The 16479-nt window shown below is 72.1% G+C and carries 13 protein-coding genes and 1 tRNA gene; 4 read left to right on the top strand and 10 right to left on the bottom strand.

Annotation, left to right across the window (positions count from 1 at the left end; translation table 11 throughout):
* The first annotated feature begins 64 nt into the window (after positions 1-64).
* Entirely contained in the window at positions 65-553 is a 489-nt protein-coding gene (gene greA / locus FS825_RS02660) for a transcription elongation factor GreA (protein WP_144710593.1), read from the top strand.
* A gap of 112 nt (positions 554-665) precedes the next feature.
* Here greA and ilvA read toward each other — a convergent pair whose 3' ends face one another.
* Both ilvA and FS825_RS02650 read right to left on the bottom strand, forming a co-directional pair.
* Positions 666-1910 (bottom strand): threonine ammonia-lyase, encoded by a 1245-nt coding sequence (gene ilvA / locus FS825_RS02655; protein WP_144710591.1) that lies wholly within the window; start codon positions 1908-1910, stop codon positions 666-668.
* A gap of 46 nt (positions 1911-1956) precedes the next feature.
* Positions 1957-3222 carry an AI-2E family transporter gene (locus tag FS825_RS02650; protein ID WP_260980982.1) on the bottom strand — a complete coding sequence of 422 codons (1266 nt, stop codon included), beginning with the start codon at positions 3220-3222 and terminating at the stop codon, positions 1957-1959.
* A 93-nt stretch (positions 3223-3315) separates the two neighbouring features.
* Between FS825_RS02650 and FS825_RS02645 the strand changes: the two genes are divergently transcribed.
* Complete coding sequence (locus FS825_RS02645) at positions 3316-4575, top strand: winged helix-turn-helix domain-containing protein (RefSeq protein ID WP_144710589.1); 1260 nt, start codon at positions 3316-3318, stop codon at positions 4573-4575.
* A 112-nt stretch (positions 4576-4687) separates the two neighbouring features.
* On the opposite strand, the gene FS825_RS02640 is transcribed toward FS825_RS02645, so the two are convergent.
* Together FS825_RS02640 and FS825_RS02635 are read right to left on the bottom strand one after the other, a co-directional pair.
* Positions 4688-5587 carry a M48 family metalloprotease gene (locus FS825_RS02640; protein WP_144710587.1) on the bottom strand — a complete coding sequence of 300 codons (900 nt, stop codon included), beginning with the start codon at positions 5585-5587 and terminating at the stop codon, positions 4688-4690.
* Positions 5588-5608: 21 nt separating this feature from the next.
* On the bottom strand, positions 5609-6190 hold the full coding sequence (locus FS825_RS02635) for a LemA family protein (protein ID WP_186377038.1): 582 nt from the start codon (positions 6188-6190) through the stop codon (positions 5609-5611).
* A 230-nt stretch (positions 6191-6420) separates the two neighbouring features.
* On the opposite strand from FS825_RS02635, the gene FS825_RS18545 reads away from it, so the two are divergent.
* Both FS825_RS18545 and FS825_RS02615 read left to right on the top strand, forming a co-directional pair.
* The gene (locus FS825_RS18545; protein ID WP_186377037.1) at positions 6421-8889 is read left to right on the top strand and encodes an Ig-like domain-containing protein; all 2469 of its coding nucleotides are present in this window, start codon (positions 6421-6423) and stop codon (positions 8887-8889) included.
* A gap of 92 nt (positions 8890-8981) precedes the next feature.
* On the top strand, positions 8982-10652 hold the full coding sequence (locus tag FS825_RS02615; protein WP_144710581.1) for a class I adenylate-forming enzyme family protein: 1671 nt from the start codon (positions 8982-8984) through the stop codon (positions 10650-10652).
* Positions 10653-10716: 64 nt separating this feature from the next.
* On the opposite strand, the gene FS825_RS02610 is transcribed toward FS825_RS02615, so the two are convergent.
* The 6 genes from FS825_RS02610 to FS825_RS02585 all read right to left on the bottom strand — a co-directional run bounded on the left by FS825_RS02610 (position 10717) and on the right by FS825_RS02585 (position 16165).
* A complete protein-coding gene (locus tag FS825_RS02610) occupies positions 10717-12057 on the bottom strand; it encodes a threonine/serine exporter family protein (RefSeq protein WP_186377036.1) in 1341 nt (446 codons plus the stop codon).
* Between the two features lie 38 nt (positions 12058-12095).
* Positions 12096-13043 carry a helix-turn-helix domain-containing protein gene (locus FS825_RS02605; protein WP_144710579.1) on the bottom strand — a complete coding sequence of 316 codons (948 nt, stop codon included), beginning with the start codon at positions 13041-13043 and terminating at the stop codon, positions 12096-12098.
* A gap of 323 nt (positions 13044-13366) precedes the next feature.
* Positions 13367-13440 (bottom strand) — tRNA-Leu (locus FS825_RS02600).
* A gap of 75 nt (positions 13441-13515) precedes the next feature.
* The gene (locus FS825_RS02595; protein WP_144710577.1) at positions 13516-15003 is read right to left on the bottom strand and encodes an NAD(P)/FAD-dependent oxidoreductase; all 1488 of its coding nucleotides are present in this window, start codon (positions 15001-15003) and stop codon (positions 13516-13518) included.
* A 44-nt stretch (positions 15004-15047) separates the two neighbouring features.
* Complete coding sequence (locus tag FS825_RS02590; RefSeq protein WP_144710575.1) at positions 15048-15596, bottom strand: DUF501 domain-containing protein; 549 nt, start codon at positions 15594-15596, stop codon at positions 15048-15050.
* A gap of 35 nt (positions 15597-15631) precedes the next feature.
* Positions 15632-16165 carry an FtsB family cell division protein gene (locus FS825_RS02585; protein WP_144710573.1) on the bottom strand — a complete coding sequence of 178 codons (534 nt, stop codon included), beginning with the start codon at positions 16163-16165 and terminating at the stop codon, positions 15632-15634.
* Positions 16166-16479: the final 314 nt, after the last annotated feature.

Raw genomic sequence — 16479 nt, 5'->3', positions numbered from 1 at the left:
GCTCTGATTCGCGGACGAGACCGGCCACACCGGCCGGTCTCGTTCCATGCTGAAGGGAACCACCATGAGCAACGACACCCAGGTCACGTGGCTGACCCAGGAAGCGCACGAGCGTCTCACGGCGGAGCTCGAGCAGCTCTCCGGGCCGGCTCGCAAGGAGATCGCGGACCGCATCGAAGCGGCGCGTGAAGAAGGCGACCTCAAGGAGAACGGCGGCTACCACGCCGCGAAGGACGAGCAGGGCAAGATCGAGGCCCGCATCCGTCAGCTCACCGAGCTCCTCAAGCACGCCACCGTCGGCGAAGCGGACTTCGACGGCACCGTCGAGCCGGGCACCGTCGTCACCGCGGTCATCGCCGGCGACGAGTCGACCTTCCTCGTCGGCAACCGCGAGATCGTCGGCGAGGGCTCGGACCTCACGGTCTACAGCCCGGTCAGCCCGGTCGGTGCCGCGATCGTCGGCCTCCGTGCGGGCGAGAAGACGTCGTACACGGCGCCGAACGGCAAGGAGATCGCCGTCGAGGTGACGAAGGTCGAGCGCTACGAGCCGTAGCGGCTGCGCGCCCGCCCCGGAACCAGGTTCCGGACACAGCACCGTGGAATTCCGCGGTGCTGTGTCCGTTTCGTGGTTCCGAGCAGGCCGACCGCGCACCCGGCAGCGCGGCTCAGTGCTCGAGCAGCTCCGGGCGGAACCCGACCTCCCGCAGGCGGTGGATGACCTCCTGCGCGTGCTCCGGCCCGCGCGCCTCGATCGACAGGTCGAGCGCGACCTCGTTGATGACGAGCCCCTGTCCGTGGCGCGTGTGCAGCACCTCGACGACGTTCGCCCCGGCGTCCGAGATCACCTGCGAGACGCGGGCGAGCTGCCCCGGGCGGTCGGGCAGCATGATCCGGATCCCGATGTACCGCGAGGCCGCGACGAGCCCGCGGGTGATCACGCGCTCCATCATGAGCGGATCGATGTTGCCGCCGCTGAGCAGCACCACGGTGCGACCGGTGTCGCGGACGGCGCCGGACATGATCGCCGCGACGCCCACCGCCCCGGCCGGCTCGACCACCAGCTTGGCGCGCTCGAGGAGCACCAGGAGCGCGCGGGCGACGTCGTCGTCGGACACCGTGACGATGTCGTCGACCAGGTCGCGGATGATCGGGAAGTTCATGTCACCGGGACGGGCCACGGCGATGCCGTCGGCGATCGTCGGCCTGGTCGAGACGGTGACCGGTTCGCCCGCCTCGAGCGAGCTCGGGTAGGCCGCCGCGTTCTCGGCCTGGACGCCGACGACGCGGATGGTCCGACCGGTCCGCTCGGCGACGCCCTTCACCGCGAGGGCGATCCCGGCGATGACCCCACCGCCGCCGATCGGCACGATCACGGTGTCGGTGTCCGGCACCTGGTCGAGGATCTCGAGGCCGAGCGTGCCCTGGCCGGCGATCACGGCGGGGTGGTCGAACGGCGGGATGAACACCGCGCCGGTGCGGGCGGCGAAGTCCTTGGCGGCGCTCAGGGCCTCTTCCACGGAGTGGCCGCGCAGGACGACCTCGGCGCCGTAGTGCCGCGTGGCCTGCAGCTTCGGCAGGGCGACCCCGACCGGGGTGAAGATCGTCGCGGGGATGCCGAGCTCGCGGGCGGCGAGGGCGACGCCCTGGGCGTGGTTGCCCGCGCTCGCGGCGACCACGCCCGCTGCGCGCTGCTCCGGCGTGAGCGTCGACAGGCGGTTGTACGCACCGCGGACCTTGTACGCACCGGTCCGCTGCAGGTTCTCGCACTTGAGGTGCACCGGGGACCCGAGCACTTCGGCGAGGAACTGCGACGTCTCCATCGGCGTGACCCGCGCGACACCCGAGATCGTTTCGCGCGCCCGCTCGATGTCGTCGAGGGTCGGGATCAGCGGCGCAGTCGTTTCGGTCACCGTCCCATCATCGTCGGTCGTGGCCGCTCCTGACGAACCCGTGACGTCAGTTGGTGCTGGCAGTGCCCTCAGCCGCCGTCGGTTCCGGCTTGCTGCCCGGAGCCGGCACGTCGTCGCCCACCTTGTGCCGTCGGCGGCGCATCAGTTGGAGTTGGCCGTGCTGGCCGTGCTTCGGAGTGGCCTCGAGCACGTGCTCGGAGTCGAGGCCGCGCCACCGCCCGCTCGCGATCGTCGTCACCATGGCGTTCAGGGTCGCGATGAGCGGCACGGCGAAGAACGCACCGGCGATGCCCGCGAGCCCGGAGGCCGCCGTGACGCCGAGGACCACGGCGAGGGGGTGGACCTTCACCGCGTTGCCCATGACGAGCGGCTGGAGGATGTGCCCCTCGATCTGCTGCACGAGCAGCACGACGCCGAGGACCAGCACCGCGGCGACCGGCCCGTTGAAGATGAGCGCGACGAACACCGCGAGGAACCCGGTCACGATCGCACCGACCACGGGGATGAACGCACCGAGGAAGACGAACGCGGCGATCGGGATCACCAGCGGCATGCCGCCGAAGAAGAGTCCGACGACGAACGCACCGAGACCGATGCCGACGGCGTCGACGAACGCGACGAAGATCTGCACGCGGATGAAGCTCGTGAGCGTGATCCACCCGGCGACGCCGGCGCCGTCGACCGTGGCGCGTGCCTTCTTCGGGAAGAGCCGGACCGTCCACCGCCACACGTTCTTGCCGTCGATGAGCAGGAAGATCGTCGTGAACAGGATTATGAACAGGGCTTCGAAGATGTGCGTCGCGCCCGACCCGGCGCTCGCCACACCCGAGAGGATCGACCCCGAGTTGTCCTGCAGCCACTTCGTGCCGTCGTCGAGCCACCCGTTGACGTCGCTCTGCGTGATGCCGAAGCCGGAGTTGAGGACGAAGTCCTTGATGTTCGCGTACTGGTCGATGGTCCGGTCACGCAGCGAGGGGTACGAGGCGATGATCTGGTCGACCACGAGCCAGATGAGCCCGCCGAGGGCCGCGATGCCGCCGAGCAGGCTGAGCACGACCGCGAGCCACTTCGGCACGTGGTGCCGCTGCAGCCAGTTCGAGATCGGCACGAGCAGCGCGGAGATCACGATCCCGATGAGGAAGGGGATGAGGATCTCGCTGAAGATCGTCATCAGCCAGATGAACACCGCGATGACGCCGACGACGACGAGCACCCGCCACGACCACGCCCCCGCGATCCGCATGCCGGTCGGGACGCTCTCCTCGACCACGGGGTCGGGATGCGTCGGTTGCTGCTTTCCGCGCCACACCATGCCGCGAGTGTACCGATGTGCCTCCTGACAGGTTCCAGATGCGGCATACGTCGCCCGACGCGGCTGTCGGCGGCCCCCGGTAGCGTCGGCGTCATGGTCCGGACCACGCTCTCCGCCGCAGAGGCCCGCCGCGTCGCCCTGGCGGCCCAGGGGTTCGGGCAGCCCCCGGCCGAGTCCGTGCCGACCAGGACGCTGACCGCGGGGTTCGCCCGGCTGGGCCTGCTCCAGATCGACTCGGTGAACGTCTTCGAGCGCAGCCACTACCTGCCGCTGTTCGCGCGCCTCGGTGCGTACGACCGCTCGACGCTCGACCGCCTCACCATGGCCAAGCGCGGCCCGTACGCCGAGTACTGGGCGCACGAAGCGGCCTTCGTGGACCGCTCCGACCTCCCCCTGTTCCGCTGGCGCATGGACGCCCTCCGCGATCGTGACTCGTGGCCGACACGGATCGAGAGCGTCACCCGCACCGAGGGGGTCCGCCGCGAACTGCAGGCCCTCCTCCGGGCCGAGGGGCCGATGCCCGCGAGCGCCGTCGAGCACGAGTCGAACGTCCGCCGCGGTCCGTGGTGGGGATGGAGCGACGTCAAGCTCGGGCTCGAGCAGATGTTCCGCTGGGGGGACGTCGTCAGCGCCGGTCGATCCGGCTTCGAGCGGGTGTACGCGCTGCCCGAGCAGGTGCTCCCCGCGGGCACGCTCGAGACGGCTCCGCCGCGGCCGGTGGCGATCCGCGAACTCGTCCGCCGGTCCGCCCGGGCACTCGGGGTCGGCACCCGCGCCGACATCGCGGACTACTTCCGCCTCCGCTCGGACGACACCGGCGCTGCGATCGCCGAGCTCGTGGCCGCCGGGGAACTCGTCCCGGTCGAGGTCGAGGGGTGGTCCGAACGCGCGTGGATGCACGCCGACGCCCGGGTCCCGAGGCGCATGTCGGCCGACGCCGTGCTCAGCCCCTTCGACCCGGTCGTCTGGTTCCGGCGGCGGGCCGAGCGCACGTACGGCTTCCACTACCGGATCGAGATCTACACGCCGGCGCCGAAGCGGGTGTTCGGCTACTACGTGCTGCCGGTGCTGCAGGACGACCGGCTCGTCGGGCGCATCGACCTGAAGAGCGATCGACAGCGCGGCGTTCTCCGGGTGCGGACCGCCTGGCAGGAGCCCGGGGAACACCTCGACGCCGTCCGTCTGGCCGACACCCTCCGCCGGACCGCGGCGTGGCAGGGCCTCGACGGGATCGAGGTCACCGACCGCGGGACCGCGGCAGCGGCCCTGGCGGGCGCGCTCGGGGTGCGGCCGGTGCCGCACGTCGTGGCGGACGACCAGGAAGCGGTCGCGGCCCTGGACCCGGCCGTCTGACGGATTGGAGGTGGGCCCCACCAGCCGGTTCCGGCGCACCGCGCCAGCGGGGTGACGGCCGAGACTGGAGGGACGGCGCGGGCCGGACCCGCGCCTCCCGTCCGGCGTCGGCTCAGAACCGGTCGATGCTCGACCGGAGCCGCGCGATGCGGTCCGGCAGCGGCGGGTGGGTCGAGAACAGGCGGTCCATCACCCCCGGACGCATCGGATCCGCGATCCAGAGGTGGGCCATCGACGAGTTCTGCGTCCGCGTCGGCCGACCGTACGCACCGAGCTTCTCGAGGGCACGAGCGAGTCCCTCCGGGTACCGCGTCGTCATCGCGCCGGTGGCATCCGCCAAGTACTCGCGCTGCCGGGAGACCGCCGCCTGCACACCTGCCGCCGCGATCGGGGCGACGATGACGGCCACGATGCCGGCGACGAGGAGGATCGGGTTGTTGCCGCCGTTGTCGTTGTTCCGGCTGCGCCCTCCCGCGAGGCCGCTGAAGATCGAGATCCGGAGCAGCACGTCGGCGATGAGCCCGACCGCGACCACGAGACCGAACACCATCGTCGACACCCGGATGTCGTAGTTCCGCACGTGCCCGAGCTCGTGCGCCATGACGCCCTGCAGCTCTTGGTCGTCCATGATCGCCAGCAGCCCGGTCGTGGCGGCGACGACGGCGTGCTCGGGGTCCCGGCCGGTGGCGAAGGCGTTCGGCGCCGGGTCGTCGATCACGAACACCCGGGGCATCGGCATCCCGGTGGCGATCGCGAGGTTCTCGACGGTGCGCCACAGCCGCGGCTCGGTCGTGCGGTCGATCTCGATGCCGCCCGCGATCGCGGTCGCCTGACGGGCCGCGAAGAAGTACTGCAGCACGGCGTAGCCGATCGCGACGACGAGCACGATCACGCCGATGGACACGTTGCCGGCGAGGTACCCGCCGAGGAACCCGAGCGCTCCGATGATCAGCAGGAACACGAGGACGATCAGGACCGTGTTGCGCTTGTTCCGCGCGATCGCGCTGTACACGTCAGCCCGGGGTCGGTCGGGTCAGAACTGGACGCGCGGCGGTTCGGCGATCGCCGCGGGCTCGGCGGTCTCGAAGAAGGCCGCCTCGGAGAAGCCACGGCTCTTCGCGAACGACGAGTTCGGGAAGACGCGGATCTTCGTGTTGAGCTCGCGCACGCCGCCGTTGTAGAAGCGTCGAGCGGACTGGATCTTGTCCTCGGTGTCGACGAGTTCGGTCTGGAGCTGCAGGAAGTTCTGGCTCGACTGCAGTTGCGGGTACCCCTCGGCCACCGCGAACACGCTCTTCAGGGCCTTCTGCATGTGCCCTTCGGCCACCGAGGCCGTCGTCGCGTCACCGGCGCCGAGCGTCTCCGCCCGGGCCCTCGTGACGTCGTCGAACACGGACTTCTCGTGGGTGGCGTAGCCCTTGACCGTGTCGACGATCGTCGGGATCAAGTCGGCTCGGCGCTTGAGCTGCACGGAGATGTCGCTCCAGGCTTCGTCGACGCGGACCTTCAGCGTGACGAGCGCGTTGTACGTGACCCACAGGTAGATCCCCACGACCACCAGGAGGACCACCACCACCCCGACGACGATGAGCGTCGTGATGAGTCCGGTGTCCATGAGGGCGTACTCCTTTGCGTCGGGATGCGCGGGTACCCGCGAGCCGCCGTGACGGCCGGGGTGATTCTACCGACCGGTCGGGTGCCCTCCCGCGCCCGGTGGCGGTTCACGGCCGATTCCCGAGTCGTACACACCGGGCGTTCGGCCTGGTCGGCGTGTCGGGCGACGGGGGCGACATCATCCGTTCGACGTATTGACCCGGGGCACGTGATCACGTGGGATGGAGGTGGATGAACGCGCGCGGGGAGAACGTGGACGACCGGACCGTCGGGGGCGACGGTCCCGTCCGACGACCCAGGACGGTCCTGCTCCTCGTCGGAGCGCTCGCCGTGGTCGCGGGCCTCCTCGGTACGGCTGCCGCGCCCGCGGCGGCCGCCGTCCCCGGGGCTGCCGCCACCCCCACGGTCGACGCCGTCCCCGGGGGCTCTGCCGCGCTCGCGGCCGCCGCCACCGCGCCCGCCCCCACGTCCACCCCCGTGCCGCAGAACCAGCTCACGCCCCGCCCCGGCGGGCCCACGTCCTCCCCCGCACGTCCGGTCCGCCCGACCATCGCGGACCCCGGGGACATCACGAGCGCCACCGTGCGGTTCAGCGGGACGGGCACCCCCGGGCACGAGCTCCGGGTGGCCGGCCCGGGGTCGACCGGATCGACCGGGTGCCGGGCTTCGGTGCGGGCCGATGGTTCGTGGTCCTGCCTCGCGGGCGTCCGGTCCGGGCCGCGGCAGGTCTTCGTCGTGCAGGACGCGTCCGCCCCCGGCATCGGTGCAGCGCGCACGCCGGCGTCGGACGTCATCGTCCCTCCCGTGGTGACGACCTCCCGCCCGACGAGCGGCCCGGTCTCCGGCACCGGGCGCGCCGGCTCGACGGTCTCGGTCTCGGTGTCCGGCGCGACGGCGGAGCGGACGACGACCGTGGGCCGGGACGGCCACTGGACCGTGCTCCTCGGCGTCGGATCGGACGGCCGACGGACGGTCACCGCCACCCAGACCGCCAGCACGGCCGACGGCTACCGCTCCGACCTGCGGAGCGCCGCCTCCGCTCCGGTCACGATCACGGTCGACCGCACGGCACCGGCTGCCCCGCGCATCAGCGCCCCGAGCGCCGGCGACCGGCTCGGCACGCAGCCGACGACGGTGTCCGGTGCCGGTGAGCCCGGTGCGGTGCTCACCGTGTACGTCGACCGCGCGCCGGTGTGCCGGGCGGACGTGTCGGCGTCCGGCCGCTGGTCGTGCTCGACGGCGGGATCGACGCTCCGGCCCGGAACACACTCGGTCACGGCCGCGCAGCAGGACGTCGCGGGCAACTTCTCGGCGACGTCGGGCGCGGTCCGGGTGACCGTCGCGAAGTCCCCGGGGTCGACGGGGTCGGCGGGCGACCCCTCGGGCACGGCCACGTCCGGCACGGGCAACGGCACCGGCGGTGGCAACGGCTCGGGTACCGGCGACGCGGCGACGCCCGGCGGCAACGGCAGCGGCAGCGGCAGCAGCAGCGGCAGCGGTGCCGGCAACGGCCACAGCGGCGGCGGCAGCGGCAACGGCCACGGCGACGGCGGTCAGGCGGGGAACGGCAACGGCGACGGCACGGGCACCGGCACCGGCACCGCAGGCCAGGGCGCGAACGGCACCGGATCCGGCACGGGCACCGGAACGGGCACGGGCACGGGCACCGGCCCCATCGGCGGCGTCCACCCCGGGAATGGACGAGGCCCCGACTGGTCCGGACCCGCCGGCGACTGGACCGCCTCCACCACCTACGACGCCACCGTCCCGACGATCCAGTCCGCGTTCTCGTGGCGCACCGTCCTCGTGGCCACCGCGGTCGCTGCCGGGTTCCTGCTCCTCGTCGCGGGCCCCCTCGCGCTCGTCGCCGGCGCCGCCCGCGGCCGACTCCGCTCCCCCTTCGCCGGCCTCCTCGGTCGGAACCGCCCCCACGACGAACGTCGCCGGGGTGACGCCCTGCCGACGTGGGCGTCGATCTCGGTCGCCGTCCTGGTCGTCGGGCTGTGCACGGTCCTGGGCGTCGGGGTGTCCCTCGAGGCCCGGTACGTCCGCCTCGCGATCGCGGTCCTGCTCGGGGCCGCCGTGCTCGCGACGACCGTGGTGCTCGCGAGCCGGTGGGCGGCCGGGCCGGACCGGCACACGGTCGGGTTCCGCGTGTCGCCGTGGCTGGTGCTCGCGGCCCTCGTGGCCTGCAGCGTCACCCGGACGTTCGACCTCTCCCCCGCGCTCGTCGTGGGCGCCGTGCTCGTGCCCGTCGGGCGGCCCGATGCCGACACCGCCGTACTCCGGTTGGGCTCCGCCATCGTGGCCGGTGCCCGGAGCGCGACCTGGCGTTCCGTCGCCCTGCTCGTGGTGGCGGCGGCCGGGTGGGTGCTGCACTCGGTGACGCCCGGGTCCGGGTTCTGGGTGTCGTTCGTGTCCGAGTTCGCGATCACCCTCTGCGTCGGTGGCCTCGGTGCCGTCCTGACGACCCTGCTGCCGGTGGCGGGATCGGCCGGGCACACCCTGTTCGCCCAGGCTCGGGGCCGGTACGTCGCGATCGTGGTGGTGGCGGTCGCCCTCGCCGCGGCGGTGTCCTCGGGGTCGACCGGGACCCACGTCCCGCCCGTCGCCCTGGTCGTCGTCGCGCTGGCGTGCACGGCCGCGGCGGTCGGGACCCGCCTGTGGCACCGGGTCGCGCGCCCCGACCAGCGAGCCTGAGGCACGCGGCCGGAGCCCCGGCACCACGTCGCACCCGACGGATACGCTGGCGATCGGTGCACGAGACACCACGACCGCCCCAGGGAGCGACGATGACCCAGACCCGATCCGACTACGACCCGACCCGGTTCCGCGACGTCTTCGAGGGGAGCTACACGTACGCGAACGGCTTCGCCCGGAACACGCACCGCTTCGCCGGCCGCCCCGCGCTGCGCGACCCGGACTCCGACCGCTCCTGGACGTACGCCGAGCTGGGCGACGCCGTCGACCGCGTCGGCGGGTGGCTCGTGCGGCACGGGGCCGGACCCGGCTCGGTGGTCATGGTCGAGCTGTTCAACTCCCCCGAGTTCGCGATCCTCTACCTCGCCTGCCACCGCATCGGCGCCGTCTTCTCCCCGACCAACTTCCGGCTCGCCCCGGACGAGGTCGCCTTCATCATGGAGGACTCCGCGCCCGTGGTCCTCGTCTACGACGCCGCGCGGACGGCCGACATCACCGCCGCCCTGCGGACCGCACCCGAGCTGCCCGACCACGTGGTCGTCGTCGGGGACGCCGAGCGCGAGCACACGCCGTTCGCCGACCTCCTCGCCGCCGAGCCCGTCACCGCCGACGAGCTCGCCTCGACCGAGCCGCGCAGCACCTACGACGAGACCACCCGGCTCTACACCTCCGGCACGACGGGCCGGCCGAAGCCGGTGCCGCTCCCGAGCCTCGTCGAGGTGCTCAGCGCGCACGACGTGATCATGCACTTCCCGCTCAGCCCGTTCGACAAGACGCTCAACATGTCCCCGCTGTTCCACCGCGGCGGCCTGTACTCCGGCGGCCCGAACCCGGTCTTCTACGTGGGCGCCGAGCTCACCACGCTGCGGCACTTCGACGCCGACCGGGTGCTCGACCTGGTCGAGTCGGAGCACCTGACGTTCCTCATCGGTGCTCCGCCGAACCTCGTGCAGCTCGCGAACGCGCAGGAGGCCCGCCCGAGGGACCTCTCGAGCCTGCACGGCATCGTCACGATGGGCGCCCCGCTCGACCGTGCCGCTGCGCTCCGGTACCAGGAGCTCCTGTCCCCGCGGATCTTCAACGGCTACGGCACGACCGAGACGTTCTGGAACACGTTCCTCCGCCCCGAGGACTTCCCGGACGGTGCCGGCTCCACGGGCCGCGCGAGCACCGACGACGACGTCGCCGTGGTCCGGGTCTACGAGGACCGCCTCGCCGACCCGTCCGACACCGTCCCGAAGGACGGCACCGAGATCGGCGAGTTCGCGGTGCGCACCGTCAAGTCGGGGTACTCGTACCGGAACCCGGGGCTCGAGGCCGAGAAGTTCGCGAACGGTTGGTTCTACCCGGGCGACCTCGCCACGTGGGACGAGCACGAGCGGGTGACGATCGTCGGCCGCAAGGACGACATGATCATCTCCGGCGGCGAGAACGTGCACCCTGTTCAGGTGGAGGCCGCACTGCAGGAGCACCCCGGCGTCGCGGACTCCATCGTGGTCGGCGTGCCCGACGAACGCTGGGGCGAGGTGGTGACCGCGTTCGTGGTCCGGGCTCCCGGTCGTCTGCCGGAGGACGACGTCGAAGCCGCCGCCCAGCTCGAGGAGTGGACGGGATCGCACCCCGGCCTCGCCCGCTACAAGCGCCCGCGGCTGTACCTGTTCGTCACCGAGCTGCCGTACAACGCGACCGGCAAGAAGGTGCACTACGTCGCCAAGGCGACGGCTGCGGAGGACCAGCAGGCCGGTCGGCTCATCGCACCGTAGCGGCTGACCGGACCACTTGACGGACTGGAGGCGCGGTGCGGGCCCGCACCGCGCCTCCAGTCCGTCAGCTGGTCGCGTCCACCGCGCGCTGCGGCGCGTTCCGGGCGAACAGGCCCGGCAGCAGGCCACCGATCTTCGTGCCGACGCAGAGACTGACGAAGGTCGCGAGCGGCGTCGCCAGGGCGACCGGGTCGAACGTCGCGACGGCCACGAGTCCGACCGTGCCGGGCACGAGCAGCAGGAACGCCGGGAAGAACGACACCGTCGCCGGGATCGCCGGCACGAGACGCTCGAGCAACCGGGTCGCCACGAACAGCAGCGCCGCCGTGGCGCCGGTCGCGACGACACTCCCCCAGAGCGGTGTGATGCCGCTGACGAGCGCGTACGCCGTGGTCATGACGGCGACGGACACGACGGTCAGTCGCCACCCGGAGCGGAACACCAGGCCGAGCCCGACCGCGAGGACGACGACGGCGACCCACGAGACCCAGTACGGCGGGACCGCCTCCCACCCGCCGCGGTCCGTGCCGACGCCGGCGACCTCGCCGACGAGCGCCGCGGACGCCGGGTCCACGTGCAGGCCGGTGAGCGCGCTGCCCGCCGCGATCCCCGCCGCCATGAAGCCGAGCATGATGAGCCCCTGCATGAGGCGCGACGACCCGGTGACGATGTCGGCCGCCGTGAGTTCGAGCAGGGCGTTCGTGATGAGCGCACCCGGCACGAACACGGCGACGGGCGCGCAGACGGCGAACAGCGGGACGTGGTCGAAGCCGGTGCCGGCGGCGACGACCCCGACGATCGCGGTCGACCCGAAGGCCGCGAGGAACGGGATGATCGCGACGGCCTCACGGAACCGACGGAGCAGCAGACCGATCACGCCGACGAGTGCTCCGACCCCGAGCGCCACGAGGATCGCCCACCACGGGCAGCGGAACACGACCGCGAGGCCCGCCGACGTCAGCGCGTTGCCGGCGATCCACGGCAGCGCGGGCGGTGGGACGGTGCCCGCCCGGATCGCCCGGACCCGCGCGGGGATCTCGGCGAGGGCGATCGAACCGCTCTCGAGCCCGAGGACCAGACGATTCGCCCGCGCCGCCTGCCGGAAGCTCAGCTCGACGCCCTCGGCGTTGACGATGGTCGCGGCACCCGTCGCGGTCTCGCTCACCATCACCAGCGCGGGGAGCACCCCGACGGCGAGGGTCGGGCCGACCCCGGCGGCGTCGCGGGCCTTCTCGAGCGCGGAGCGGACGTCGGTGACGGAGCTGCCGGCGTCGAGGAGGAGGGCACCGAGCGTGCCGAGCAGCATGCCGACGGGGACGGTCTCGCCGTCGACGACCTCGACGTGTGCCTCGGGTCGGCCGAGGGCGTTCCGCAGGTTGGCGAGCGCGCTTCCGAATCCGACCACACGGAGATGGTACTGACGCCGAGCCCGCTCCCCGTGCGTCACCGCCGGAGGGTGTGACGCGGGTACTCCCCGAACCGCTGCAGGTACTCGCCCGAGAAGCGGCCGAGGTGGGTGAAGCCCCACCGTGACGCGACGGTCGCGACGGACGTGGTGGCGTACTCGGTGCGGAGGAGGTCCTCGTGGGCACGGCGCAGCCGGATCTCCCGCAGGTACGTCATCGGGGTGCGGTCCATGGTGCGTTGGAACGCCTCCTGGAGTCCCCGGACACTGAAGTCGGCCGCGTGCACGTGGATGTACTCCACCGCGGCGCGGACCCGGTGGTTCCGGTGGTCGCCGTACCCGACCGGGACCGGCTCGCCCTGGAACCGGTACAGCGCGAACAGCGACCGTGCGACGTCGCGCTGCGCCTCCTGCCACGCGAGCGAGCTCGTCCCGTCCGAGCGGAGGGCCTGCATCGCGGCCGCCACGGAACCACGCCACTGGGCGACCGCTGCCGGGCTCGGCGTGCGGCTCCGATCGAACCCGAGGGTCCCGTCGGCCAGGTACCGCTCGGCGGCGACGTCCAGCACGAGCTCCCGGTCCAGGTGCACGAGGCGTTGGTCCCAGTCCCGGTACTCCATCTCGAACCGTTGCTCGATCGGGAACAGGGTGGGGACGCCGGCCTGCATGCGCACCTCGTCCTGACCGACGTCGACACGCGCCTCGCCGGAGTCGATCCACTGCACGACGACCTCGCCCTCGACGGCGACGTCACCGCGGAGGTAGCCGTGCATCTGCGAGCGTCGGATGCTGAGGTGGTCGTCGCCGACGGCGACGTACTTGTACCAGTACGCCTCGTCGAGGTGCGACGAGTACCAGGTGCGCCCGGCGTACATGCCTGCGAGGTCCTGAATGGCGCGGTCGGTCTCCGACCCTGAGACCGCGACGATCGGGGCGATCGCGGGGGCGGCGGTCGCGGTGCGTGCGGCTGTGGTCGTGGCTGTCACGCGACACCCCCCGTGCCGCGGAGCGCTCGAGCGACGTCGAACGAGGTGATCGTGAGCGTGTGCACCGTGCTGGCCCGGAGGACGAACACCGGCAGGAACAGAGATGTGGCGGTCATGGCGGACCGACCTTCCGCGAGGCTGTGACGCCTCATCGCTGCCGGAACGCCCTGCTGTGCCAGCACTCCGCAGACCGCGAAGACCATCGTGGCGACAAGACCGCAAATTGTTCCGACCACTTCACGGTAGCGACGGCGGGGCCGGGCGGCAACGAACAGCCGCGGAGCGCGAGACTGCTCCCCGGCGGCGGCAGCGTGCCGACGTCGTACCCCCGGTGGGACTCGAACCCACAACTCGGCGATTTTAAGTCGCGTGCCTCTACCGGTTGGGCCACGGGGGCGGGCCGGAACAGCCTACCGACGCGACGACGGCCGCTGCCCCCGTGCGGGGCAGCGGCCGTCGTGTCGAGCAGGACCTACTTGGCGTCAGCCTCGGCCTTCACCGGCTCGGCCTCGTTCGAGACGTCCTTCGCCGGCTCGCCGTACGCGGGGCCCGCAGCACCGGCGGGCTTGCCCTCTTCCGGAGCGGTCGTGGGCTTCGCGGCCTCGACCGGGGCGGCGGGCGCCTCGGCAACGGGCTTCGGACGGGACGCGAACGCCTCGAACGCCGCACGCGGGGTCTCGCGGTCGTCGAGCGACGCGATGTCGCGGCCGAGGAAGAAGCCGCCGACCCAGTCGCCGATGACGCGCCACTTGCGCTCCCACGACGGCATGGCCAGACCGTGGTAGCCGCGGTGGGCGCCCCACGCGAGGAAGCCCTTCATGGCGAACTTGCCGGACTGGAACACACCGATGCCGAGCCCGAGGCCCGCGACGGCGCCGAGGTTCTCGTGCTTGTAGTCGTTCGTCGCTTCACCGCGGAGGGTCGCGACGAGGTTCTTCGCGAGCTGCTTCGCCTGACGGACCGCGTGCTGGGCGTTCGGCACGCAGAAGCCGCCGACGCCACCACCCGTGAGGTCCGGCACGGCCGCGACGTCACCGCAGGCCCACGCATCGGCGATCACGCCGCTGTCGTCGACGACGCGGAGGTCGGGCTGCACGCGGATGCGACCGCGCTGCTCGAGCGGGAAGTCGGTGCCCTTGACCATCGGGTTCGCCATGACGCCGGCGGTCCAGATGATGAGGTCGGACTCGATCGTCTCGATCGCGCCGTCGCTGGTCTTCAGTTCGCAGACGCCACCGACCGCGGAGGCCAGCTGGGTCTCGAGGTGCACCGTGGCACCGCGCTGCGCGAGGTTCTCGAGCACCCAGTGCGAGGTCTCCAGCGAGACCTCGGGCATGATGCGGCCCATCGCCTCGACCAGGTGGAAGTGCGTGTCGTCGAAGGACAGCTGCGGGTAGCTCTTCAGCAGGTCGGTGACGAACGAGCGGAGCTCGGCGAACACCTCGATGCCGGCGAAGCCACCGCCGACGACGACGACCGTCAGCAGACGGTCGCGCTGCGGGCCGGCCGGCAGGTTGGCTGCCTTGTGGAAGTTCACGAGGATCTTGTCGCGGATCGCGGCGGCTTCCTCGATTGTCTTGAGACCGATCGCCTCGTCAGCGACGCCCGGGATCGGGAACGTGCGCGAGACCGCGCCGGCCGTCATCACGATCTGGTCGTAGGACTCCTCCCACGCCTCCCCCTCGGCCGGGGTGATCGTCGCCGTCTTGGTGGCGTGGTCGACCTTCGTGACCTTCGCCGTGACGACGCGGGTCTTCTTGAGGTGCCGGCGGTGCGAGACGACCGCGTGACGGGGCTCGATGGAACCGGCGGCGACCTCGGGGAGGAACGGCTGGTACGTCATGTACGGCAGCGGGTCCACCATCACGACCTCTGCTTCGCCCTGGCGAAGGTGCTTCTCGAGCTTCCAGGCGGTGTAGAAGCCGGCGTAACCGCCGCCGACGACGAGGATCTTGGGCACGGGGGATGATCTCCTTGGAGTGGGGTGGTTGCCGGGAGGCTGGTTCAGACTTCGCCGCCACCCGCCCCGACTCCAGCGTCTGCGAGGCCATCATACGCCCGGCACTCACACCGGGAGGGCGACCAGGCCGCGCGCTCGAGCGCGAGGTCGCCGATGGGGTTGACGCCGGGTCCGGCAGCGAGGGCGTGGCCGACGAGGGCGTGCAGGCACTTCACGCGGGTGGGCATGCCACCGGCGCTGATGCCGTCGATCTCGTCGACGTGCTCGATCGACTCGCGATCGGCGAGGTAGGACTCGTGGGCGGCGCGGTACGCGGCCGCGGTGTCCTCGTCCTCGAGCAGGGCCGCCAGTTCCGGCATGACCTGGTTCGCCTCGAGGGTGCTGACCGCAGCGGTGGCCGCGGGGTGGCACAGGTAGTAGAACGTCGGGAACGGGGTGCCGTTCGCCAGCCGGGGCTTCGTGGAGACGACGGTGGGGTTGCCACAGACGCAGCGTGCCGCGATCCCGACGACGTCCCGCGCCGGTCGGCCGAGCTGCGCCGAGACGACCTGGATGTCGCGTTCGGTGGGCGGGTCGAAGGGAGGGGTCGTCACGGGAACGTGAGCCTACCGGAGTCCCGCGGCGCGGCCTACTTCGTGTCGCCGGTGCCGGAGACGTCCGGTGCGACGAGCTCCTGCGTCGTCTCGTCCGTGAGCCCGGAGGTGAGGACGGACGAGAGCATCGCCTGCACCCAGTCCACCTTCGGGGTCTGCACGGTCGAGCTCACCGGCGTGCCCGAGTCGGTGGTGGGCTTCGCGCTGGACGCCGTGCTCTCCGCGCCCATCACGAGGTAGCTCTCCTCGCCCGGGTAGACGTAGAGCAGACGGTCACGGGCCTGCGCCTCGATGTACGCGGGGTCGTCCCAGCGCGCGACGTCCTTCTTCTTCTGCGTGACGTCGGCCTTCTGCGCTGCGACCTCGCGCTGCTGCTCGGCGATCTGCTCCTGCTGCTGGATGAGCGTGCGGAGCGAGGGCGCGAGGACCACGACGAACAGCACGATGATCGCGAGCATGAGCAGGCTGAAGCCGGAGAAGTGCAGCGACCGGTACCAGGGCTGGTCGGCGGTGCCGCCGTCCGGCATCGCCACGGGGACGCGGCGGACGCGGGGCTTCTGGCTGGGCACGGTCCGACGATAACCCCGCCGGTCGCGTGGTCGGGTCCGGCACGCGGTCGTCGGGCAGCCTCTCAGCGTCGGCCTGGAGGCGCGGCGCGGCTCCGGCTCGTCCGTCCCGTCTCGGCGGGGAGTCGAGCGGGCACGGCGGGGCGCCGAGCGGGCACAACACGCCGTGCCCCGTCCGCCGAGCGGGCACGAGGTGCTGCCCGGGGGCCGCCGAGCGTGACGGATGTTGCCCGGTCGGGAGGGACCGTCCGCCCGAGCCCGGGCACAGCACGACGCCGCCCTCCCGGAGGAGGACGGCGTCTCGAGCGGTGCTGGTG

It is taken from the genome of Curtobacterium pusillum (assembly GCF_007680845.1).
Lineage (GTDB): Bacteria > Actinomycetota > Actinomycetes > Actinomycetales > Microbacteriaceae > Curtobacterium > Curtobacterium pusillum_B.
The sequence above is the reverse complement of the archived record's forward strand: the minus strand, read 5'-3'. Positions and strand labels throughout refer to the sequence as shown.